Annotated in this window: 25 protein-coding genes and 1 tRNA gene; 15 read left to right on the top strand and 11 right to left on the bottom strand. The window is 62.9% G+C overall.

Annotated elements, in window-relative coordinates; genetic code table 11:
* The first annotated feature begins 53 nt into the window (after window positions 1-53).
* Genes ssuC through ACTJLC_RS01330 form a run of 3 tightly spaced genes read left to right on the top strand, consistent with a single transcriptional unit; the run spans window position 54 to window position 2,207 of the window.
* The gene (gene ssuC / locus ACTJLC_RS01340; RefSeq protein WP_073426851.1) at window positions 54-938 is read left to right on the top strand and encodes an aliphatic sulfonate ABC transporter permease SsuC; all 885 of its coding nucleotides are present in this window, start codon (window positions 54-56) and stop codon (window positions 936-938) included.
* The gene (locus ACTJLC_RS01335) at window positions 935-1,945 is read left to right on the top strand and encodes an ATP-binding cassette domain-containing protein (RefSeq protein WP_073426850.1); all 1,011 of its coding nucleotides are present in this window, start codon (window positions 935-937) and stop codon (window positions 1,943-1,945) included. Before ssuC ends, ACTJLC_RS01335 begins: the two co-directional genes overlap by 4 nt.
* A gap of 46 nt (window positions 1,946-1,991) precedes the next feature.
* Window positions 1,992-2,207 carry a TOBE domain-containing protein gene (locus ACTJLC_RS01330; RefSeq protein ID WP_073426849.1) on the top strand — a complete coding sequence of 72 codons (216 nt, stop codon included), beginning with the start codon at window positions 1,992-1,994 and terminating at the stop codon, window positions 2,205-2,207.
* A 34-nt stretch (window positions 2,208-2,241) separates the two neighbouring features.
* Here the strand turns inward: ACTJLC_RS01330 and ACTJLC_RS01325 are convergent, their stop codons facing one another.
* Window positions 2,242-2,523: a hypothetical protein gene (locus tag ACTJLC_RS01325; RefSeq protein WP_073426946.1), complete on the bottom strand. Its 282-nt coding sequence runs from the start codon at window positions 2,521-2,523 to the stop codon at window positions 2,242-2,244.
* A gap of 283 nt (window positions 2,524-2,806) precedes the next feature.
* On the opposite strand from ACTJLC_RS01325, the gene ACTJLC_RS01320 reads away from it, so the two are divergent.
* The 3 genes from ACTJLC_RS01320 to ACTJLC_RS01310 all read left to right on the top strand — a co-directional run bounded on the left by ACTJLC_RS01320 (window position 2,807) and on the right by ACTJLC_RS01310 (window position 3,780).
* Window positions 2,807-3,004, top strand: a complete 198-nt coding sequence (locus tag ACTJLC_RS01320) for a hypothetical protein (RefSeq protein ID WP_073426848.1) — start codon at window positions 2,807-2,809, stop codon at window positions 3,002-3,004.
* Between the two features lie 108 nt (window positions 3,005-3,112).
* The gene (locus tag ACTJLC_RS01315; protein WP_073426847.1) at window positions 3,113-3,355 is read left to right on the top strand and encodes a DUF6566 family protein; all 243 of its coding nucleotides are present in this window, start codon (window positions 3,113-3,115) and stop codon (window positions 3,353-3,355) included.
* Between the two features lie 71 nt (window positions 3,356-3,426).
* Window positions 3,427-3,780, top strand: coding sequence for a glyoxalase superfamily protein (locus tag ACTJLC_RS01310; RefSeq protein ID WP_073426846.1), 354 nt, complete (start codon window positions 3,427-3,429; stop codon window positions 3,778-3,780).
* A gap of 159 nt (window positions 3,781-3,939) precedes the next feature.
* Here ACTJLC_RS01310 and ACTJLC_RS01305 read toward each other — a convergent pair whose 3' ends face one another.
* Window positions 3,940-4,206 carry a hypothetical protein gene (locus ACTJLC_RS01305; RefSeq protein ID WP_073426845.1) on the bottom strand — a complete coding sequence of 89 codons (267 nt, stop codon included), beginning with the start codon at window positions 4,204-4,206 and terminating at the stop codon, window positions 3,940-3,942.
* A 578-nt stretch (window positions 4,207-4,784) separates the two neighbouring features.
* Between ACTJLC_RS01305 and ACTJLC_RS01300 the strand changes: the two genes are divergently transcribed.
* Complete coding sequence (locus ACTJLC_RS01300) at window positions 4,785-5,825, top strand: methyltransferase domain-containing protein (RefSeq protein ID WP_161553686.1); 1,041 nt, start codon at window positions 4,785-4,787, stop codon at window positions 5,823-5,825.
* Between the two features lie 133 nt (window positions 5,826-5,958).
* Here ACTJLC_RS01300 and ACTJLC_RS01295 read toward each other — a convergent pair.
* The 4 genes from ACTJLC_RS01295 to ACTJLC_RS01280 form a co-directional block, all read right to left on the bottom strand.
* Window positions 5,959-6,034, bottom strand: a tRNA-His gene (locus ACTJLC_RS01295).
* Window positions 6,035-6,123: 89 nt separating this feature from the next.
* Window positions 6,124-7,125 carry a tRNA dihydrouridine(20/20a) synthase DusA gene (dusA, locus tag ACTJLC_RS01290; protein ID WP_073426843.1) on the bottom strand — a complete coding sequence of 334 codons (1,002 nt, stop codon included), beginning with the start codon at window positions 7,123-7,125 and terminating at the stop codon, window positions 6,124-6,126.
* A gap of 132 nt (window positions 7,126-7,257) precedes the next feature.
* Window positions 7,258-7,590 (bottom strand): hypothetical protein, encoded by a 333-nt coding sequence (locus ACTJLC_RS01285; protein ID WP_073426842.1) that lies wholly within the window; start codon window positions 7,588-7,590, stop codon window positions 7,258-7,260.
* Window positions 7,591-7,845: 255 nt separating this feature from the next.
* A complete protein-coding gene (locus tag ACTJLC_RS01280) occupies window positions 7,846-8,058 on the bottom strand; it encodes a DUF3820 family protein (RefSeq protein ID WP_006048800.1) in 213 nt (70 codons plus the stop codon).
* A gap of 152 nt (window positions 8,059-8,210) precedes the next feature.
* On the opposite strand from ACTJLC_RS01280, the gene ACTJLC_RS01275 reads away from it, so the two are divergent.
* From ACTJLC_RS01275 to ACTJLC_RS01265, 3 genes are all read left to right on the top strand, one after another.
* On the top strand, window positions 8,211-9,263 hold the full coding sequence (locus ACTJLC_RS01275; protein WP_440843195.1) for an NADP(H)-dependent aldo-keto reductase: 1,053 nt from the start codon (window positions 8,211-8,213) through the stop codon (window positions 9,261-9,263).
* Window positions 9,264-9,382: 119 nt separating this feature from the next.
* Window positions 9,383-9,802, top strand: a complete 420-nt coding sequence (locus ACTJLC_RS01270) for a hypothetical protein (protein ID WP_440843194.1) — start codon at window positions 9,383-9,385, stop codon at window positions 9,800-9,802.
* On the top strand, window positions 9,760-10,182 hold the full coding sequence (locus tag ACTJLC_RS01265; RefSeq protein WP_073426840.1) for a hypothetical protein: 423 nt from the start codon (window positions 9,760-9,762) through the stop codon (window positions 10,180-10,182). Before ACTJLC_RS01270 ends, ACTJLC_RS01265 begins: the two co-directional genes overlap by 43 nt.
* Before the next feature lie 69 nt (window positions 10,183-10,251).
* On the opposite strand, the gene ACTJLC_RS01260 is transcribed toward ACTJLC_RS01265, so the two are convergent.
* Together ACTJLC_RS01260 and nodI are read right to left on the bottom strand one after the other, a co-directional pair.
* Entirely contained in the window at window positions 10,252-11,085 is an 834-nt protein-coding gene (locus tag ACTJLC_RS01260) for an ABC transporter permease (RefSeq protein ID WP_083083581.1), read from the bottom strand.
* Window positions 11,086-11,133: 48 nt separating this feature from the next.
* Window positions 11,134-12,048, bottom strand: coding sequence for a nodulation factor ABC transporter ATP-binding protein NodI (gene nodI, locus ACTJLC_RS01255; protein ID WP_114162324.1), 915 nt, complete (start codon window positions 12,046-12,048; stop codon window positions 11,134-11,136).
* A gap of 276 nt (window positions 12,049-12,324) precedes the next feature.
* Here nodI and ACTJLC_RS01250 point away from each other — a divergent pair, with 276 nt between their 5' ends.
* A complete protein-coding gene (locus ACTJLC_RS01250; protein WP_440843193.1) occupies window positions 12,325-12,789 on the top strand; it encodes a universal stress protein in 465 nt (154 codons plus the stop codon).
* A 61-nt stretch (window positions 12,790-12,850) separates the two neighbouring features.
* Here the strand turns inward: ACTJLC_RS01250 and ACTJLC_RS01245 are convergent, their stop codons facing one another.
* The 3 genes from ACTJLC_RS01245 to lexA all read right to left on the bottom strand — a co-directional run bounded on the left by ACTJLC_RS01245 (window position 12,851) and on the right by lexA (window position 14,652).
* Window positions 12,851-13,507, bottom strand: a complete 657-nt coding sequence (locus ACTJLC_RS01245) for a DUF2939 domain-containing protein (RefSeq protein ID WP_440843192.1) — start codon at window positions 13,505-13,507, stop codon at window positions 12,851-12,853.
* A gap of 86 nt (window positions 13,508-13,593) precedes the next feature.
* Window positions 13,594-13,938, bottom strand: a complete 345-nt coding sequence (locus tag ACTJLC_RS01240) for a hypothetical protein (RefSeq protein WP_073426836.1) — start codon at window positions 13,936-13,938, stop codon at window positions 13,594-13,596.
* A 63-nt stretch (window positions 13,939-14,001) separates the two neighbouring features.
* Window positions 14,002-14,652 (bottom strand): transcriptional repressor LexA, encoded by a 651-nt coding sequence (lexA, locus tag ACTJLC_RS01235; RefSeq protein ID WP_073426835.1) that lies wholly within the window; start codon window positions 14,650-14,652, stop codon window positions 14,002-14,004.
* Between the two features lie 332 nt (window positions 14,653-14,984).
* Between lexA and ACTJLC_RS01230 the strand changes: the two genes are divergently transcribed.
* From ACTJLC_RS01230 to ACTJLC_RS01215, 4 genes are all read left to right on the top strand, one after another.
* Window positions 14,985-16,025, top strand: coding sequence for a sulfate ABC transporter substrate-binding protein (locus ACTJLC_RS01230; protein WP_073426834.1), 1,041 nt, complete (start codon window positions 14,985-14,987; stop codon window positions 16,023-16,025).
* A gap of 138 nt (window positions 16,026-16,163) precedes the next feature.
* Window positions 16,164-17,060 carry a sulfate ABC transporter permease subunit CysT gene (gene cysT / locus ACTJLC_RS01225; protein WP_083083583.1) on the top strand — a complete coding sequence of 299 codons (897 nt, stop codon included), beginning with the start codon at window positions 16,164-16,166 and terminating at the stop codon, window positions 17,058-17,060.
* Window positions 17,057-18,172, top strand: coding sequence for a sulfate ABC transporter permease subunit CysW (cysW, locus tag ACTJLC_RS01220; protein WP_440843191.1), 1,116 nt, complete (start codon window positions 17,057-17,059; stop codon window positions 18,170-18,172). The genes cysT and cysW overlap by 4 nt, the downstream gene beginning before the upstream one ends.
* Window positions 18,172-19,230, top strand: coding sequence for a sulfate/molybdate ABC transporter ATP-binding protein (locus ACTJLC_RS01215; RefSeq protein ID WP_440843190.1), 1,059 nt, complete (start codon window positions 18,172-18,174; stop codon window positions 19,228-19,230). Before cysW ends, ACTJLC_RS01215 begins: the two co-directional genes overlap by 1 nt.
* Window positions 19,231-19,300 lie beyond the last annotated feature (70 nt).

The raw sequence follows: 19,300 nt of genomic DNA, 5'->3' as shown, positions 1-19,300 counted from the left end.
CGCGTGCCGCCGACGGCGGCGATGCTCATCGATAAGCAATGAGGAAAGTGATCATGGCTCAATCCAGTTTGAATGCCGATGCAGGCGGCGGCGTTGGCGCGAATGCGCGTGCCAATGCGGACCCAAGCTCGGCCGCGAATGCCCGCGGGATTCTCGACGTCTTGCGCCGCGCCGGCGCGCATCTCGCGCCCTGGCTCGCGCCGCTCGCGATTCTGCTCGCGTGGGAATTCGCCGCGCGCAGCGGGATTCTGTCGACACGCGTTCTGCCCGAACCGCTCGCGGTCGTGAAGGCCGCGTGGTCGTTGGTTCAGTCAGGTGAAATGTGGGCCGACGTGAAGGTCAGCACGTGGCGCGCGGTATCGGGCTTCGCGGTCGGCGGCGGAATCGGACTCGTGCTCGGCCTCGCAACGGGGCTCTTCAAGCCCGCCGAGATCGCGCTCGATTCGACCGTGCAGATGGTGCGCAACATCCCCGCGCTCGCGATGATTCCGCTCGTGATTCTGTGGTTCGGCATCGAGGAAGAAGCCAAGCTGTTCCTGGTTGCGCTCGGCGTGTTCTTTCCGATCTACGTGAATACCTTTCACGGCATCCGCTCGGTGGACGCCAATCTGATCGAAATGGCGCGCAGTTACGGCGTGAGAGGTTTCGCGCTGTACCGGCACGTGATTCTGCCGGGCGCGTTGCCGTCGATTCTGGTTGGCGTGCGCTTCGCGTTCGGGCTCATGTGGGTCACGCTGATCGTCGCGGAAACCATCTCCGCGCAGTCGGGCATCGGCTACATGACGATGAACGCGCGCGAATTCCTGCAAACCGATGTGGTGGTGGTCGGCATTCTGCTGTACGCGGCGCTCGGCAAGCTCGCCGACGTGCTGGCGAAGAGCCTCGAGCGCGTCTCGCTGCGCTGGCACCCGGCTTATCAACGAGGAGCGAAAGTATGAGCGCAACGACATTGTCGGCGTCGTTCGGCGGCATCGCGGGCAGTGATCTGGAAGCCGAACTGGAACAGCCGCGCACCGTCGATCACGACGCCGGCGAAGCCGCGGGCTTCGAGCGCGCGGATCAGGTGCGCGATCTCAAGCAGGGTCGCGAGCACGCGGGCCGGCTGCCCCCGGCGGGCGCGCTCGCCCGCGACGACGCGCGCCGTCGCGCCGACTATTCAGTGCAATTGCGCGGCGTCGGCAAGCAGTATGGCGAGCGCAAGGTGTTGTCCGATCTGGATCTGTCGATCGAGCGCGGCAGTTTCGTCGCGATCGTCGGCCGCAGCGGCTGCGGAAAATCGACCTTGCTGCGGCTCGTCGCCGGTCTGGAAAAGTCCACCTCGGGCGTGCTGGAAAAGCGCACTGAAGATGGCCGTCCGCTCGACACGCGCATCATGTTTCAGGACGCGCGCCTGTTGCCCTGGAAGACCGTGCTGCAAAACGTGATGCTCGGCCTCGGCCGCGGCGCGCGTGAGGATGCGCGCGCTGTGCTCGCCGAAGTCGGCTTGCTCGAACGCGCCGACGATTGGCCCGCGCGGCTTTCGGGCGGCCAGCGGCAGCGCGTGGCGTTGGCGCGGGCGCTCGTGCATCGGCCGCAATTGCTGCTGCTCGACGAGCCGCTCGGAGCGCTCGACGCGTTGACGCGCATCGAAATGCACGCGCTGATCGAACGCTTGTGGCGTGAGCATCGATTCACCGCGCTGCTGGTGACGCATGACGTGCATGAAGCGGTGGCGCTCGGCGACCGGATTTTGCTGATCGAGGACGGGCGCATCGCGCTCGATCAGCCGGTGCCGCTCGCGCGTCCGCGGGCGAGCGCATCGGCGGGCTTCGCCGCGCTCGAAGACCATGTGTTGCAACGGGTATTGAAGACCGCGCCGAACGACGACGCGCTGTCTTATCGTGCGTACGACGCAGTTAACGAAGGCCGTCTCACGCGGCCGACAGACGTCCGTTGGGCCGTCTGACCTTCCTTGATCGACCGTTTCGATCGCTTTCCTGGAGTCACTCGATATGAGCATTTCCGCTATCAACGTACGCAATCAGTTCAAAGGCAAGGTCAAGGAAATCATCCGCGGACCGGTGGTGTCCGAAGTCGATGTGGATACGCCGTTCGGTATCGTCACCTCGGTCATCACCACCCGCTCGATCGACGAACTCGAACTCAAGGTCGGCTCGGAAGTGGTCGCGCTGGTGAAGTCGACGGAGGTGTCGATCGCACGTTTGTAGAACCGCTGACGAAAGCCGCTCCCGCGCGCCGGCGCTACTTCGCGTTTGCGCCGCTGGCGGGCGGCTCGTGCATCATTTTGTCGTTGGTCGGATGGCGCGGGCGCTTGATCGGCATATTGTCCGGATTGCTCGAACCGCCCGACCCCGAGGCCGATTCAGGCGGCTTCACCATCGAGGCGGTGTCGCTCTGCGTCGGTTGCTTTGGTTGCGTCGGTTGCTTTGATTGTGTCGTTTGCGCGAACGCCGTCGTGCCGCTCGCTACGAACACCGCGAGCGCGACGCCCGCGGTCAGCGCTGTCAATCTGCTTCGCTCCATTTCGTCCTCCATTGCGATGCCGCCTGCTGGATTTGACGCGGCCACGTTCGTGCGACTCGCGCTCGCGAGGAAAATTCGCGCGGGCCGCATCGCGTTGCGGTTTTCATGCGGCCACGACTTCAAACGCGGGGCGTAACGCGGGACACACGCCGTAGAGCGCGTCGCCGGCCAAGCGATAACAGGCACGCAATGCGTATGCCCATCGCGCTGCGTCGACGCATCCGCACCTGCATACGCCCTCGAAACTTGCTAGGATGAATTGAACAAGTCGACGGAGACGGCCATGTCGAAGTCATTGAGTCCTGAAGCGGTCGAAGCGTTGCGGCGCCTGAACGACGTCGGCGTCGGACAGCACGCGCCAAAGTTCGCGCAGTCGGTCAAGGCGGAATTGCTGGCAAGCGGCCTGGTCGCCGAGGCGGGCGACGACGAGGTCGAGATCACCTGCAACGGCCGGCAGTATCTGTCAGGCGATTGCGATTGATCCGTCGGCGATAAGCGGACGCGGGCCGGTGCAAGTCGCGAGCCGTGCGCTCGCCGGCTGGACGGGCTTGGCCGCCGTCACGTCGCCTGCAATCACAAGGAGGCGGGCATGGAGCCGAAAGGCATCGACATGGGCGATTACCAGGAGCGCTATCAGGACTACGACATCGAGGTCGCGGTCGAGCAGGTGCTCACCGGTGTCAAGGCGCATTTCAGGGTGCTGCGGGGCGACGCGGTGGTGGTCGACTGGCGGCTCGTCCATATCGACAGCCTATGGTCCACCGAGCACGCCGCCGCCGAAGCGGGTTTCCAGGCCGCGCGCGAAGTGATCGACGCGGGCCTCGCGACCTGAGCACGGGTGCGTGAAATCGCGGGCGCGTTCGATTAAGCTGGCTGTCTCGTCGTCATTTGCAGGAGAGCGCTGTGCATCTCGCGCGTGCCATCCCGATCATTCGTATCTTCTCCGAGGCAAAAGCGAGAGAGTTCTATGTGGACTTTCTGGGCTTCACCGTCGAATGGGAACATCGGTTCGAAGACAATTTTCCGCTCTATGCCCAGGTGCGCCGCTCCGACCTGGTTCTGCATCTGAGCGAGCATCATGGCGACGCGACGCCGGGTTCGACGATTTTCGTTCCCGTGCAGGACATCGACGCGTTGCACGCGGAACTTCAGGGCAAGAACTACAAGTACGCGAAACCGGGCGTCGAGGCGCTGCCGTGGGGAAGGGTGCTGGAGACGGTCGATCCGTTCGGTAACCGGATCAGGTTCTGCGAGTAGCCAACACAGCCACGAGCGGAATCAGGCTGCGTAGTAACGATGCCGCTCGCCGGTATTGCGGGCGCAATGCCGCGTAAACGGAAGCGGGCGCCGGCATTCATCATGCGCGGCGCCCGCTTCAGTCACTGCCCGTGACGGGCAGTGATCGGCCAGGCGTGCTTAGTGGCCGAAGAAAACCGATTGCGGGCCCGACACCGGTTCACGCGTACCCGATTGCGACGACACGTTTTGCACGCCGCCGTAAGCATTGGATTCAGCGTTAGCGCGTTCAGCCGCAACGGTCTGCGCGTTCTGGCCTTGTTGCGAGGCCGGTGCGCCGACCGACGGACGGTAGAACGGCGCCGGGCCGTAGCCGCTCGCGAAAGCGGGGGCGGCGATCGAGGCGGAAACAGCAACCAACAGGGCGGCGATGAGCTTGGTCTTCATGGTATGACTCCGATAACGTTTCGACTTCAGTTCAGGAAGACGTCGCGACAGAGGCCGGGAGGTGTGTCTGCAACGTCGATGTGAAGCAGTGTATACCCCTACTATCGAAGATTTGTGCCGATAATCTGAAATTACTATTCTCGATACTGGAATAATCTGTCAGACGCAGAGGCGACAAGCCTGCGCGGCGTTTCGACCCCGGTTGGCAAGGCTTTTCGTAACTGAAAAACCAGATTGGGAGCGCGGTTTATCGGAGGACTTCGCGTCAACGTTACTGATGCCCAAGACATATATCGGGCTGTCGTTCCGGATCACCTAACAATAAAAATGGGTCGACGGGTTTTCACAGTGCCGTTCGCGAATTTCCGCTGTTTGCGTTTTTCGGCGCGACGGTGACAAACGATTAAACAGGTGCAACGCTCAATAAAAAACAAAAAATCACAACTCATGTGCCGCACTGCTTTTCGCCATTTTCCTGGTGGATGCCTGGGAAGTCGGAAATCGCTCATCATTTGTCGCGCGCGGTTTCGCGCAGTGAACTAGACTTGCCGCTAGAACAAAATCTAAGGGGATCGGGCATGCAGAGGCGGGAGAAACTGCTTTTTAATCTCGATGTTTCGAAATTGGTGGGCATTGAAATCGGCGCGCTCGACAAACCGTTCATCCAGCGAAATGACGGGAATATCCTCTACGTCGACTATACCGACCGTGAGGGCCTCGTCGAAAAATACAGGCAGGACCCCAACGTTAATGTCGAAAATATCGTCCGCGTTGACGCGATATGGGGCGAAAACACCCTGGCTGACGCCGTCGATCATCGAAAAGTTGATTATGTGATCGCCTCGCACGTCATTGAGCACGTGCCCGACCTCATTACGTGGCTCGCCGAACTTCGCAGCATTCTGAAAGACACCGGCGAAGTCCGTCTGATGATCCCAGACAGACGGTTCACGTTCGATTATTTGCGCGAGGAAACGCGCTTCGCGGATGTCGTGAACAGCTTCCTGTTGCGAGCCCGTGTTCCGCAGCCTCATTCCGTGCTGGACTTCCTGTTGAACGCAGTTCGGCTAGACTGCGCCGCCGCATGGGACGGGAAAATTGAAACTGGCGAACTCGTAAAATTTCAGACGTTCGAGAATGCAGTAAAGATCGCGCGGGACGTCCTCGATAACGGTACATACCATGACGTGCACTGTTGGGTCTTTACGCCAAAATCGTTCGGCGGTTTAATGGCGCAAATGGCGGATGTCGGATTGCTCGATTTTGCGTGCGACCGCTTCCACGACACGGAGAAGTACACGTTCGAGTTCTTTGTATCGCTGCGCCCGTCAAGTGACCGGCGTCTTATTGCCAGGTCATGGCGACGCATGGCTGAGATGGCGAAAGACATGCCGGATTCCGCAACGCACGCGTGCAGAGATGCCACGCCTCAAAAGCGAGATCCCACGAACTGCACTTATACGATGGACGAAATCCGCGCGATGAAAACTACCGTGGAACCATTGGATCTCGACCACGGCATCAGTGCCGAATGGGCATATAGCCGTGATCCGTTAGGGTGGGCGCATGCCACCCGCTCCTCACATATGACGCGAAACGATGTATCCGGCGACACGTGAGGGTAGGCCACTTCGCGAGCCGGGCGAAACCAGAAACACAAAAGCCCCGGAGTAGATTTCCGAAAACAAAAAGCCGTTCCGAATATTCCGGAACGGCTTTTGAATGCCTAACTTTTGAAGCGTCTGAATTCTTTGGGGTGGCTGATGGGGCTCGAACCCACGACAACAGGAATCACAATCCTGGACTCTACCAACTGAGCTACAGCCACCACTGACATCTGCTTGGCTTGCCTAAAAAACATGGCTCGCCGACGAAGAAACGAGATTATACGAACAAGAATCCGACTTGCCTAGTCCTTTATTCAAAAATTTCGACTGGCTCGCGCAGTTGCTGTCTTGCCTCGTCGAAAATCGACAGGTCGCGTGCAGCCAGCCGTTTGCTGTCGGATAACACACGACGCCATCCGCGTGCGCCCGCCTCGCCGCGATAGAGGCCGAGCGCGTGGCGCGTGATTGCACCGAGATACGTGCCGCGCGCCATTTCAGCCGCGCAATAGTCGATCAGCTTCGCTTCGACCTGCTCGCGCGTGAGCGGCGTTTGCGCCGAGCCATAAAAGCGTGCATCGACGTCGGCCAGCACATAGGGATTGTGATAAGCCTCGCGTCCAAGCATCACGCCGTCGACGTGTTGAAGATGCGTTTCTACTTCGTCGAGCGTCTTGATGCCGCCGTTGATGATGATCTCCAGCTGCGGGAAATCGCGCTTCAGTCGATACGCGTAGTCGTATTTGAGCGGCGGGATCTCGCGGTTCTCCTTCGGGCTCAAGCCCTTGAGAATCGCGTTGCGCGCATGCACGACAAAGACGTTGCAGCCGGCGTCCGCGATCGTGCCGACGAAATCGCGCACGAAGCCATACTCCTCGACCGCGTCGACGCCGATCCGGTGCTTGACCGTTACCGGCACCGACACGGCATCGCGCATTGCCTTCACGCAGTCGGCGACGAGTTGCGGCTCGTTCATCAGACACGCGCCGAACGCACCGCGCTGCACGCGCTCGGACGGACAGCCGCAGTTCAGATTGATCTCGTCGTAGCCCCATTGCTCGCCCAGCTTGGCCGAACGGGCGAGGTCGTCAGGCTCGCTGCCGCCGAGTTGCAACGCGACCGGCGCTTCTTCGGGCGCAAACGCTAGATGACGCGGCACGTCGCCGTGGAGCAGCGCACCGGTCGTGACCATCTCCGTGTAAAGCCACGTATGGCGCGAAATCATGCGATGCAGCGAGCGGCAGTGACGATCCGTCCAGTCCATCATGGGTGCGACCGAAACGCGGCGCGGACTGGGAGTTTGAACTGAAGACATGGCGGCCAGGCGGCTTGAATCAAAATGCGATTTTACCGCAAGGCACCCGATGTCCTGGCTCGCTTACCGATCCGTTTATCGCGCTGGCGGAGCGACCCAGATGCGCGACCCGGAATGCGCGACCCAGCCGCGTCAATGCCAACGACCCCCACGCCCGCCGCCGCTCCATGAACTTCCGCCGTGGGAGCCGCCATATCCACCGCCGTGCCAGCCGTTCCCACCGTGCCAGCCGCCACCACCGTGGCCGCCATGCCAGCGCCCACCGTCGCCGCGGTAATAACAGCAGGACGAGCCGCCCCAGATGCCTATCGTGCCGTACACCGGTTGGTACGGTGGTCCGTATGCGTAACCGTAGCCGGGGTAATAGGATTGACCGTAGGCGTAGTCGTATCCCGGCGCGACCGCGCATCCCGCGAGACTCGCCACTACAGCCAATAGAGCCGTCGATGCAATCAGCTTGCTCACGATCTTCTCCTTCGTGGATAAGGATCAGAAAGATCGCGCGTAAGAGAGTTCAGCGGCGGTTGTGTCCGCAAGTTACCGCCGTCGCGTGTCATTGGGCGTGCGCTATCGCTGCACCCCGGTTCAATGCCATGACAGCAAGGCAAGGCCGCGAACTTTTCGCGCCTCAGCGGTTCTCCGCGTCGTAACAGTTAGTTAAATTTTTCGAGCCGCAACCCTAGGCGCGCTGTCACGTTGCCATCAGACGAAAGCTTCGCCTCAGCGCTTGCGCAAAGGCTCGATGAGCGAGGACAAACCGTTGTGATCGATCTCGTGCATCAAGGCGAGCAGCCGGCCGATTTCGCCCGGCGGAAAGCCCTGGCTCGCGAACCAGTTCAGATAGTGGCCGGGCAGGTCCGCGATCAGACGGCCTTTGTATTTCCCGTACGGCATCACGCGCGTGACCAGCAGTTCGAGGTGTTCGGGATTCATCGTGGAGAGATCGACGCAAAAATTATTGAGCGCGGCTGAGTCGACAGAGCCGGTTGGCGCCGTTCGAACGGCATTTTAGCCGTGCTGCACGCATGACGCCGGCGTGGTAACGTCAGCGCTTTCCGTTCATACAAATCAACAGGACAAGTTCGATGGAATACCGCAGACTCGGCGACTCCGACGTGCAGGTCAGCCTGATCGGCCTCGGCACCATGACATGGGGCGAGCAGAACACCGAGCAGGAAGCGCATGCGCAGATCGACTATGCGCTCGACCACGGCGTCAACCTGATCGACACCGCTGAAATGTACCCGGTGCCGCCGCGCGCCGAAACGCAAGGCTCGACGGAGCGCTTCATCGGCACGTGGCTCGCGCGGCATCGCGGCGCGCGCGAGAAGATCGTGCTCGCCACCAAGATCGCCGGCCCCGCGCGTCAACCGCACAACCCGCGACATATTCGCGGCGAGGGCAATCAGTTCGACCGTAAGAATCTGACGGAAGCGCTCAACGACAGCCTCACGCGCTTGCAAACGGATTACGTCGATCTGTATCAGTTGCACTGGCCGGATCGCAGCACGATGACGTTCGGCCGCACGGCGTACCCTTGGGTCGACGACGCGTACACGGTGCCGATCGAAGAGACGTTGTCGGTGCTCGCCGAGTTCGTGAAGGCGGGCAAGGTGCGGCACATCGGCGTGTCGAACGAAACGCCGTGGGGCGTCGCGCAGTTTCTGCGCGCGGCCGAAAAGCTCGGCTTGCCGCGTATCGTCAGCATCCAGAATCCGTACAGCCTGCTCAATCGCACCTACGAGGTGGGGCTCTCGGAATACGCGCATCGCGACAACATCGGCTTGCTCGCGTATTCGCCGCTGGCCTTCGGCTGGCTGTCGGGCAAGTATGAAGGCGGCGCGCGGCCGGCGGGCGCCCGCATCTCGCTGTTCGAGCGCTTTCAACGCTACAGCAAGCCGCAATCGATCCAGGCGACCACGCGTTATGTGGAACTGGCGAAACGTCACGGCTTGTCGCCCGCGCAATTCGCGCTCGCGTTCGTCAACAGCCGGCCGTTTTTGACCAGTAATCTGATCGGCGCCACGTCGCTCGATCAGTTGAGGGAAAACATCGCGAGCGCGGACGTCGAGCTTCCGGTTGAGGCGCTTGCGGAAATCGATGCGCTGCATGAGTTGCAGCCGAACCCGGCGCCTTGATGGAGCGGCCTGGGCGCGTTGCCTCGTGATCGATTCGAGCGACGCGCTGAACGTCGTCGGAACGTCGTCTGAACGTGCCCCGGCTTCGTTGCCGGGATGGTGACCTGGCGTGGGGTTGCGTGAAGTTGGTTGCGCCTTGCTTCATCGCCATCGCGTTCGGCGAATCTTTCGCTTCGCGAGCCACCGCATACAGCTTCGGACGGACGGCGGCAATCAAGCCTCGCCAGCACCGTTTCAAACAATGCGAAGCACGCGGCAAACCGTCGGAATTGCTGCAAGCGCCGCGCTCGACCGGCGCTTCAAAACCAAATCTCCCAAGCCGGAACACGAATCACGACCTAAACTGTGGTGGACGGGGCGGGCTGTCGGACCGGGCCGCGCGGATCGCCATGCCGGGATGCACGCCAATGGTAGGATTCAGCCCGAAAAACGGCGAGCGGCGGCGGATCAATGCAGCGTGCCGCCTACAACAGAGCGATAGGACTCAGGACATCGAATGGCGCAACAAAAAACAAACCCAAAACTCGAGCAGGCGCTGACGCGCGGGGACCTTGCAATTCGTCAGGCGAACTCGGCGCGCGCGACCGCATTGCTGCGTGCATTGGCCAAGATGATCGTCGACGCTTCCGCGACGATCGGCGTGGAGGCGTTCACGCTGATACCCGACGGCGACAAGATTTATGATCCCGCCGACGGACTATGGCCGCAGGAATTGCTGATCTCGCTCGACGGTCCTGTCGAAGAGGCGGATCCCGATGAGCTTCGCACGGTCAGGCTGATCGCCGACGACCCAGGCACGGTGTTTCGCGTTGAATGGCAGCGCGCCGACGGCAAGATCGGCCGCCAGGATGGCGGACCGTTCGCAACGGTCGCGTTCATCTCCGACGTGGATATTCCGTGGACGGACGACGAGGACTGACACCGGTCCATTCACGGCGGGCGACGCGTGCGCGCTGCCTGCCGCCGCCGTGTTCGATATAACCTCGCGTTACTTCATCATCCGGCGCCGGAACAGCACCGCCGAGACGACGAACCCACCCACCGCATACACCGCCAGCACCGCGACATGCAAAACCGCGTCCTCGACGGGCCGCCCGAGCATCGCCGGGCGAATCAGATCGACGGCGTGCGCGAGAGGCAACACCTGGGTCGCGGCACGCGCGGCGGCGGGCAGTTGCGAAGCCGGGAAGAACACGCCGGAGAGCAACAGCATCGGCGTCAACACCAGCGTCTGATAAAACATAAAGAAGTCATACGATGGCGCGAGTGCCGTCACCACCATCGCGATACTGGCGAACGCGAGCCCGGTCAGCACGATGACGGGCAACGCCAGCAGCATCGACGGGAAGTTCGCGTAGCCGAGCGCGCCGGCCACCAGCATGATCGCCGTGCCCGACAGCACCGACTTACTGCCCGCCCAGATCACTTCACCGAGCACGATGTCGCCGAGCGTGAGCGGCGTGTGCATGATCGCCTCCCAGGTGCGCTGCACGTGCATGCGCGAGAAGCCCGAGTACATCGACTCGAAACTCGCGGACATCATCACGCTCGACGCGACCGTGCCGGCCGCCAGAAACGCGATGTACGACACGCCGTCGACGTGTCCGACCATCAGGCCGAGCCCGAAGCCGAGCCCGAACAGATAGATCATCGGATCGGCGAGATTGCCGAACATCGAGGCGATCGCGAGCTTCCTCCACACCAGATAGTTGCGGCGCCACACCGCAATCCAGTTCACGGCGTTCGCGGGCAACGCGGCGAACGGTTCCTGCCTCGACGGTGCGTCGCCGTTGCCGTGTGTTTCGTAAGTGCGTGCGTCCATTGCGTGTCTCGTGCAGTGTCGTTGTAGCTGTAACGGATGCGGCCGGCGTCAGTCCTGCATCTCGCGGCCGGTGAGCCGCAGGAACACATCTTCCAGATTCGCCGGACGATGCAGATAGCGCAGGTCGGCGCGTTGCTTGAGCCGCGCATGCACCGGCTGCGCGTCGTTCACATAGCAGAAGAGCGTCTCACCGCTGATCTCGGTTCGCTCGACAAGCGGCGCCAGTTCGTCGCGCAACGCGACCGGGTCGGGACCGAAGATCTCGATCACGTCGCAGCCGATCTCCGAGGCGATCAACGTGCTCGGCGCGCCCTCGGCGATCTTGCGTCCTTCCTCGATCACGCACAGCCGGTTGCAAAGCCGTTCGGCTTCTTCCATGAAATGCGTGGTCAGCAGGATCGTCTTGCCGCGCGCGAGCAACGAGCGCAGCCGCTCCCAGATCAGATGCCGCGCCTGGGGATCGAGGCCGGTGGTCGGCTCGTCCATGATCAGCACGTCGGGATCGTTGACGAGCGCCCGGGCGAGCGTCAGGCGCCGCTTCATGCCGCCCGATAGCTCGCTCACGCGCGCATCCGCCTTGCTTTCGAGGCGCGCGAATTCGAGCAGCGACGGCACCATCGCGCGGCATTGCGCGGCGCTCAGCCCGAAGTAACGGCCGAACACCAGCAGGTTCTCGCGCACCGTGAAGTCGGGATCGAGATTGTCGAACTGCGGCACCACGCCGACGCGCGCCCGCGCCATCCGCGCGCGGCGCGGAATCGGCTCGCCGCACAGGCGGATCACGCCGGCATCGGGTGCGGCGATGCCGAGCAGCATGCGCAGCGTGGTGGTCTTGCCCGCGCCGTTGGGGCCGAGCAAGCCGAAGCATTCGCCGGCATCGACGTGAAACGAGAGCCCGTCGACGACTGTTTTGTCGCCGTAGCTTTTCTTGACCTGCTGGAATTCAATGGGGGCTTCAGGCATGGGATCGATGGAGGTTCTGGGAAAAACTCGCCGATGATGCTAATGGCCGGGAAGGCCGTCTATTCTAGGGCATCGGCGAGTTGCCGTCGGCGAGCCCGCAGCCGTTCCGAGCGTGTTTCTTGCACTGCCGCAAACCTCGCAAGACAGCCTCGATCCCGATCAAAACCCCGCACGCTCCCGATCAGTGCACACCTAGCGTTTTCCATCCCTTGCAAGCTGAATTGCGGCGCACCATGATTCATGAAGACCGCGCTTTTCGCGGCTAGGGAGAAAATCATGGCGAGCTACAAGAAAATCCTGCTGTGCTACGACGGCTCGCGCGAAGGCCGCAAGGCGTTGCGTTGCGGCGCCGACCTGGCGTTGGATCTGAAGGCGGAAACGCATCTGCTGTCCGTGGTCGACATGCGTTCGAGCATTGCGCAAAGCGCGGGCCTGCTGACCGATGTGGCCTGCGGCAGTTTCGAGAAGACCGCCCGCGACATTCTGCAGGAAGGGGTGGACTGGCTCACCGAGCGTGGCGTGACCGCGCAAGGGCACTTTGCGTTTGGCCATCCAATTGACGAGATCGCGAATCTCGCCAACGACTTGAACGTGGACCTCGTGGTGGTCGGCCACCGTTGCCGCACCGGTTTGTCGCGATGGTGGATGGGCGCGGGCAATACGCCGTTGCTCGACCGCGTATCGTGCAGCATCCTGGTGGCGTGTTCTTCCGCGCAGGAGCAGCAGCAAGCGGCGGCTTGATGCGCAGGAAGCCTGGCAGGAAAACGGTTGCTCTTCCAGCTCCGTTCACGCGACCAGACAATCACTCGTTTAAATTGACGGCGCTCAGCTTCCATGTGAGCAAGCCTTCGCGCTGGAAGATCGCCGAATAACGTGCGTCGCCGGCGCCATGCCGGTAAGTAACGGCGAACTGGTTGAGGCCGCGATAGCTCGCCGTGGTTTCCGGCGGCTGCGGCGGCGCGGCGTTATTGTTTGCCGCGCTGTTGGCTGAGCCTCCCGCGGTGGGCGATGCAGGCACGGGCGCCGGCGCGGGTGTTGCGGGCGGATTGTTGGCCGCGGGCGGAGCAGGCGGCCGCTCGCCAGGATTGCCGCGCGGCGGCATGCCGTTCAGCAATGCCGCCACGCCGTCCGGCGTCGCATAAGCGTCTACCAGCGGCCCGATCAATGCCACGCCGATCATCGCGCCGATCGCGGCTAATGGATTGCCGTTGCCCTGCGCGTCGAGCCGGCGTGTCAGCAAGCCTGTGACCTGCTGCTTCAGGCTTTCGCGCAATGCGGGAAAGTCGACGTACTGATTGACGGTTTGCGCGTCGCGCGCGTCCGCCGCGCGCTTGAGATTATTCAGCGCGATATACGGCGACGCGTAGACGAACCCCAGCGCGGCGATCAACACGATCACAACCAGAGTGACGATCAGCGGCCGGCTGGCGCCGTGGTTCTTGCGTGTCGAAACTGCCATCGGGTGGGACTCTCCATCACGTTTGATCTAACGTGGACCGCGGCCACGCAAAAACGATCCCACGCGACAACAATATTGAAAGCCGATCAGGACTCGAATACCGCGCCGTGCACGTTGGCCTCGTCGGCGATGCAACGATCGATCATGCGGCATACGGCCTCCATGGTGCCGACCATGATGAGCCGCGACGGCCCGTGATAAACCCGAACCGGTGCGCGCCGCTCCGGCTCCGCCATATTCAACCCGGCATTCAACGACACGCGGGCAAAGGCGGGCAACGACGACGGCAAGCTCGATACCCCGTCGGGCGAGTCGAACAGCGATGGCGTGCTGACCGCGGGCGCTCCGCTCACTGAGCAGGGCACCAGCTTGCGCAGACGGCGCAGACGACCGAACTGGCGAAAGGGCAGCAGGCGGGCAAGGCGTTCCATGAGTCTCTCCAGGCGATTCAACGTTGGGGCGGCTGCGATCCGGCGAACCGGCGAGCGGGCGGGTTAAAACTCTCCGGGGCGGATCAGCCCCACGGCGATACCCTCCAGCGCGAAATCCGCGCTGCCGGTTTCAACGAAGATGTTGTCGTAATCGGGATTCTCGGCGATCAGCTCGATACCGTTCGGCCGGCGCTTCAGGCGCTTGACCGTGACGTCGTCGCCGAGCCGGGCGATGATGATCTGGCCGTCTTTCGCCTCGCTGCGTTTTTGCACCGCGAGCAGGTCGCCGTCGAAGATGCCGGCGTCGCGCATGGACAGCCCGCGCACTTTCAGCAGGTAATCGGGCTTGCTCGAGAAGAGCGCCGGGTCGCATGCGTAATGCTGCGAGATATGTTCCTGCGCGAGTATCGGGCTACCCGCGGCGACCCGGCCGATCAGCGGCAACGACAGTTGCATGATGCTCGCGTGCGGCAGCGTGAACTGGTGCGGCGAGTCTTCGGGGCTGGTGAGAAGGCGTATGCCGCGCGATGCGCCGGCCGCCAGCTCGATGACACCCTTGCGAGCGAGCGCGCGCAGATGTTCTTCTGCCGAGTTGGCCGAGCTGAAGCCCAGTTCCGCGGCGATCTCCGCGCGGGTGGGCGGAAAGCCGGTGCGTTCGATGGCCCGGCGGATCAGATCGAAAACCTGCTGCTGTCGTGCGGTGAGTTTTGTCATGGCGCCACTGTATGTATGAACAGGTGGCTGTATTTTTATACAGTATCCGGCGCAATTCAAGCTTTACTTTAAGTTCGTGCGGGCAGGCGACGAAGTGGGGTCGTGGAAACGTCCAAACCGGACGCTCCAACACCCGTTTTCGTGCTGCAACGCCTTATCTGGCTGTCATTACCACTTTTGCGTATTAAAGAATGAAGAAACATTATTTTTAATGATGAAAGCCCTTCGATAGACTGGCCTCCAGTTGGCGCCACGCACACGTGGCCGCACGCAGACGACGCAAAACAACATCACACGCCGTTTCAACGGACCACAACGCGGAGAAAGTTGGCATGAACCATCGACACACGGGGCTGGCAGGCAAGACGAAGAAACTGATCGCGGCGCTCGCCTTCGGCGCGGCAGCCGCGCTCGGCGTCGCGGGGCAGGCGCACGCCGCCGACACGACGCTGCTGAACGTGTCCTACGACCCGACGCGCGAGCTCTACCAGGACGTCAACCAGGCGTTCGGCAAGGAGTGGAAGGCAAAAACCGGCGAAACGATCACCTTCAAGCAGTCGCACGGCGGCTCGGGCGCGCAGGCGCGCTCCGTGCTCGACGGCCTGCAGGCGGACGTCGTGACCCTCGCGCTCGCCTACGACATCGACGCCCTCGCTAACAAGGGCCTGCTCGACAAGGGCTGGCAAAAGCGTCTGCCCGACAACGCATCGCCGTACACGTCGACGATCGTGTTTCTGGTGCGCAAGGGCAACCCGAAGCACATCAAGGACTGGGACGATCTGATCAAACCGGGCGTGTCGATCGTCACGCCGAACCCGAAAACCTCGGGCGGCGCGCGCTGGAACTACCTCGCGGCGTGGTCGTATGCCGCGCATCAGCCGGGCGGCAACGACCAGAAGGCGAAGGAGTTCGTCGGCAAGCTCTATAAGAATGCCGGCGTGCTCGATTCGGGCGCGCGCGGCGCGACCACCAGCTTCGTGCAACGCGGCATCGGCGACGTGCTGATCGCGTGGGAAAACGAAGCGTTCCTGTCGCTGAAGGAGTTCGGCACGGACAAGTTCGAAATCGTCGTGCCGTCCGTGAGCATCCTGGCCGAGCCGCCGGTTGCCGTGGTCGACAAGGTCGTCGACAAGCGCGGCACGCGCAAGCTGGCCGAGGCGTATCTGAACTTCCTGTACAGCGAGCAGGGCCAGGAGATCGCCGCGAAGAACTTCTACCGGCCGCGTTCGAACAAGGTGCCGGCGGAGTTGACCTCGAAGTTTCCGAAGCTGAAGCTGTACACGGTGGACGACTCGTTCGGCGGCTGGACGAACGCGCAGAAAACGCACTTCGCGGACGGCGGCGTATTCGATTCGATCTATCAGCCGCAGTAAGACCGCCGGTGCCGGCAACGGCATCGACCGAGCGACGCGGCAACGCGTCCAATCCGGGCGCGCCCCAGTGGCGCGCTTTGGCCAGCCAGGGCCCGGCGGCCAGAACACGCAGGCGTGAATCCTGAAAGAGCATTGAGCATGACGACGTTGACCTTCCGAAAACCGAGCGCCTTGCCCGGTTTTGGCCTGACACTCGGCATCACGGTGGCTTATCTGAGCCTCGTGGTGCTGATTCCGCTTGCCGCAACCTTCCTCAAGACCGCGACGCTCGACTGGGCGCAGTTCGTGCGCGCGGTGAGTTCGCCGCGCGTGCTCGCGTCGTATCGCCTGACGTTCTTCTCGGCGTTGGGCGGCGCGCTGATCAACGCGGTGTTCGGCTTTCTGGTGGCGTGGGTGCTGGTGCGCTACACGTTTCCGTTCAAGCGCATCGTCGATGCGGTGGTCGATCTGCCGTTCGCTTTGCCGACCTCCGTGGCCGGCATTTCGCTCGCGGCCGTGTACGCGGGCAACGGCTGGATCGGGCAGTTTCTCGAACCGCTCGGCATCAAGATCGCATTCACGCCGGCGGGTGTGCTGGTTGCGCTGACGTTCATCGGTTTGCCGTTCGTCGTGCGGACCGTGCAGCCGGTGCTCGAGGAGTTCGAGCGCGAACAGGAAGAGGCGGCCGCGTGCCTCGGCGCGTCGCGCTGGCTGACGTTTCGCCGCGTGGTGTTGCCGTCGGTGTTTCCGGCCTTGCTGACGGGCTTCGCGCTGGCGTTCGCGCGTGCGCTCGGCGAATACGGCTCGGTGATTTTCATCGCCGGCAATGTGCCGATGAAGTCTGAAATCACCTCGCTGCTGATCATCACCAAGCTCGAGCAATACGACTACGCGGGCGCCACGGCATTGGCCGTGGTGATGCTGGTCGTGTCCTTCCTGATGCTGCTGTTCATCAATACCTTGCAGTGGTACTTGCAGCGCCGCACCGGGCGCGGCGGCGCGGGCCCGGCGCCGGCCTCGGCAAGCGTCGCGGCGATCGGCGGAGGTGTGCGATGAGCCGCCATTCCGCCGACGGCGCGCATCGTGTGAAGCGCGCGGATGGGACGGATCGGGCCGCCGTCGCCGTCGCGCCGCGCGCGCCGCTCAACGTCGCGCGCCGGCCCGATCCGGTGACCGAACCGCCGGTGGTGCGCTGGATCCTGACCGGCGTCGCACTGCTGTTTCTCGCGCTGTTTCTCGTCGTGCCGCTCGTCGCCGTGTTCTATCAGGCGTTGAACAAGGGGCTCGGCTTCTATCTGGAATCGCTCGCCGATCCCGATGCGCTGTCGGCGATCAAGCTCACCGTGATCACCGCGGCGATTGCCGTGCCGCTGAACCTCGTGTTCGGTCTCGCGGCTTCCTGGTGCATCGCCAAGTTCGAATTCCGCGGCAAGGCGCTGTTGACCACGCTGATCGATCTGCCGTTCTCGGTTTCGCCGGTGATCTCGGGCTTGATCTACGTGCTGCTGTTCGGCGCGCAAGGCTGGTTCGGCCCGTGGCTGCAAGCCCATGACGTGCAGATCATCTTCGCGGTGCCGGGCATCGTGCTGGCGACGATCTTCGTCACGTTCCCGTTCGTCGCGCGCGAACTGATTCCGCTGATGCAGGCGCAAGGCAACGACGAGGAAGAAGCCGCTCACGTGCTCGGCGCCTCGGGCTGGCAGATTTTCCGCCGCGTCACGCTGCCGAACGTCAAATGGGGTCTGCTGTACGGCGTGATCCTGTGCAACGCGCGGGCGATGGGCGAGTTCGGCGCGGTGTCGGTGGTGTCGGGCCATATTCGCGGCCAGACCGATACGATGCCGCTGCACGTCGAAATTCTCTACAACGAATACAACTTCTCGGCGGCGTTCGCGGTGGCGTCGGTGCTCGCGTTGCTCGCGCTCGTCACGCTGGCGCTCAAGCTGCTCGCCGAGCGGCATATGTCGGCGGAACTGTCGGCGGCGCGCGACGTGCCCGCGTATGCGGGGCCCGTCACGCCGGCGCCGGCTTCACAGCCTGCTTCACAGCCTGGTCCACAGCCTGGTTCACAGCCTGGTGCTGAGCCTGGCTCGCGGACCGCTTCACAGACCACCTCGCAATCCGTCAATGCATCGCAGCCACACCCGCTCAAGCAAGGAGAGCTGTAATGGGTATCACCGTTCGTAACCTGCAGAAGCGCTTCGGCGATTTCGTCGCGCTCGATAACGTCTCGCTCGATTTCCCGCCGGGCGAACTGGTTGCGCTGCTCGGGCCCTCGGGTTGCGGCAAGACGACCTTGTTGCGGGTGATCGCCGGGCTCGAATACGCGGACGGCGGCCAGGTGATGCTGCAAGGCCAGGACGTCGCGACGGTCGGCGCGCGCGAACGCGAAGTCGGCTTCGTGTTCCAGCATTACGCGCTGTTCCGTCACATGACGGTGTTCGAGAACGTCGCGTTCGGTCTGCGCGTGAAACCGCGCAAGGAGCGTCCCTCGGAAGCGGTGATTCGCGAGAAGGTGCACGAACTGCTGAAGCTCGTGCAACTCGACTGGCTCGCGCAACGGTATCCGTCGGAGCTGTCGGGCGGCCAGCGGCAGCGGATCGCGCTGGCGCGCGCGTTGGCCGTCGAGCCGAAGGTGCTGCTGCTCGACGAACCGTTCGGCGCGCTCGATGCGAAGGTGCGCAAGGAATTGCGTAGCTGGCTGCGGCGTCTGCATGACGATCTGCATATCTCGACCATTTTCGTCACGCACGATCAGGAAGAGGCGCTCGAAGTGGCCGACCGCATCGTCGTGCTCAATCGCGGGCACGTGGAGCAGGTGGGCAGTCCGCAGGACGTGTACGACCATCCGCAAACCTCGTTCGTCTACGAGTTTCTCGGCGCGGCGAACCGCCTGCACGGCAACGTCGATTCGAGCGGCTTCGTGGTCGACGGCGCGGCGCTGCCGGTCGCGATCACCGCGGGATTCAGCGGGCCGGCCTTCGCTTATGTGCGTCCGCACGATCTGCAGTTGTACCCGCAGGCGGCCGGTCATCGCGAAGGCATCGTCGTCGACGTGCGGCGCGTGGTGACGCTGGGCGGCTCGGTGCGGGTCGAACTCGCGGGCCGCGAAGGCAACCTGCTCGAAGCCGAACTCGATCGCGAAGCGTGGCGCGATCTGCAACTGGCGGTCGGCGATGGCGTGACCGCCGTGCCGCGCGCATTGCGCGTGTTTCCGGCGCAGTGAATGACGCCGTGAAGCCCGCGGTGAAGCGGGCAACGACCCCAGGCGTTTCGATCGAACTCAAATAGCTCAC

The sequence above is a fragment of the Paraburkholderia sp. 22099 genome (assembly GCF_052045835.1).
Classification (GTDB): domain Bacteria; phylum Pseudomonadota; class Gammaproteobacteria; order Burkholderiales; family Burkholderiaceae; genus Paraburkholderia; species Paraburkholderia terricola.
The sequence above is the reverse complement of the archived record's forward strand: the minus strand, read 5'-3'. Positions and strand labels throughout refer to the sequence as shown.

Excerpts from the sequence above, each read along its gene's own strand:
- ssuC (WP_073426851.1), top strand. The coding sequence starts at position 54 with ATGGCTCAATCCAGTTTGAATGCCGATGCAGGCGGCGGCGTTGGCGCG.
- ACTJLC_RS01335 (WP_073426850.1), top strand. The coding sequence starts at position 935 with ATGAGCGCAACGACATTGTCGGCGTCGTTCGGCGGCATCGCGGGCAGT.
- ACTJLC_RS01330 (WP_073426849.1), top strand. The coding sequence starts at position 1,992 with ATGAGCATTTCCGCTATCAACGTACGCAATCAGTTCAAAGGCAAGGTC.
- ACTJLC_RS01325 (WP_073426946.1), bottom strand. The coding sequence starts at position 2,523 with ATGGAGCGAAGCAGATTGACAGCGCTGACCGCGGGCGTCGCGCTCGCG.
- ACTJLC_RS01320 (WP_073426848.1), top strand. The coding sequence starts at position 2,807 with ATGTCGAAGTCATTGAGTCCTGAAGCGGTCGAAGCGTTGCGGCGCCTG.
- ACTJLC_RS01315 (WP_073426847.1), top strand. The coding sequence starts at position 3,113 with ATGGAGCCGAAAGGCATCGACATGGGCGATTACCAGGAGCGCTATCAG.
- ACTJLC_RS01305 (WP_073426845.1), bottom strand. The coding sequence starts at position 4,206 with ATGAAGACCAAGCTCATCGCCGCCCTGTTGGTTGCTGTTTCCGCCTCG.
- ACTJLC_RS01300 (WP_161553686.1), top strand. The coding sequence starts at position 4,785 with ATGCAGAGGCGGGAGAAACTGCTTTTTAATCTCGATGTTTCGAAATTG.
- dusA (WP_073426843.1), bottom strand. The coding sequence starts at position 7,125 with ATGTCTTCAGTTCAAACTCCCAGTCCGCGCCGCGTTTCGGTCGCACCC.
- ACTJLC_RS01280 (WP_006048800.1), bottom strand. The coding sequence starts at position 8,058 with ATGAATCCCGAACACCTCGAACTGCTGGTCACGCGCGTGATGCCGTAC.
- ACTJLC_RS01275 (WP_440843195.1), top strand. The coding sequence starts at position 8,211 with ATGGAATACCGCAGACTCGGCGACTCCGACGTGCAGGTCAGCCTGATC.
- ACTJLC_RS01265 (WP_073426840.1), top strand. The coding sequence starts at position 9,760 with ATGGCGCAACAAAAAACAAACCCAAAACTCGAGCAGGCGCTGACGCGC.
- ACTJLC_RS01260 (WP_083083581.1), bottom strand. The coding sequence starts at position 11,085 with ATGGACGCACGCACTTACGAAACACACGGCAACGGCGACGCACCGTCG.
- nodI (WP_114162324.1), bottom strand. The coding sequence starts at position 12,048 with ATGCCTGAAGCCCCCATTGAATTCCAGCAGGTCAAGAAAAGCTACGGC.
- ACTJLC_RS01250 (WP_440843193.1), top strand. The coding sequence starts at position 12,325 with ATGGCGAGCTACAAGAAAATCCTGCTGTGCTACGACGGCTCGCGCGAA.
- ACTJLC_RS01245 (WP_440843192.1), bottom strand. The coding sequence starts at position 13,507 with ATGGCAGTTTCGACACGCAAGAACCACGGCGCCAGCCGGCCGCTGATC.
- ACTJLC_RS01240 (WP_073426836.1), bottom strand. The coding sequence starts at position 13,938 with ATGGAACGCCTTGCCCGCCTGCTGCCCTTTCGCCAGTTCGGTCGTCTG.
- lexA (WP_073426835.1), bottom strand. The coding sequence starts at position 14,652 with ATGACAAAACTCACCGCACGACAGCAGCAGGTTTTCGATCTGATCCGC.
- ACTJLC_RS01230 (WP_073426834.1), top strand. The coding sequence starts at position 14,985 with ATGAACCATCGACACACGGGGCTGGCAGGCAAGACGAAGAAACTGATC.
- cysT (WP_083083583.1), top strand. The coding sequence starts at position 16,164 with ATGACGACGTTGACCTTCCGAAAACCGAGCGCCTTGCCCGGTTTTGGC.
- cysW (WP_440843191.1), top strand. The coding sequence starts at position 17,057 with ATGAGCCGCCATTCCGCCGACGGCGCGCATCGTGTGAAGCGCGCGGAT.
- ACTJLC_RS01215 (WP_440843190.1), top strand. The coding sequence starts at position 18,172 with ATGGGTATCACCGTTCGTAACCTGCAGAAGCGCTTCGGCGATTTCGTC.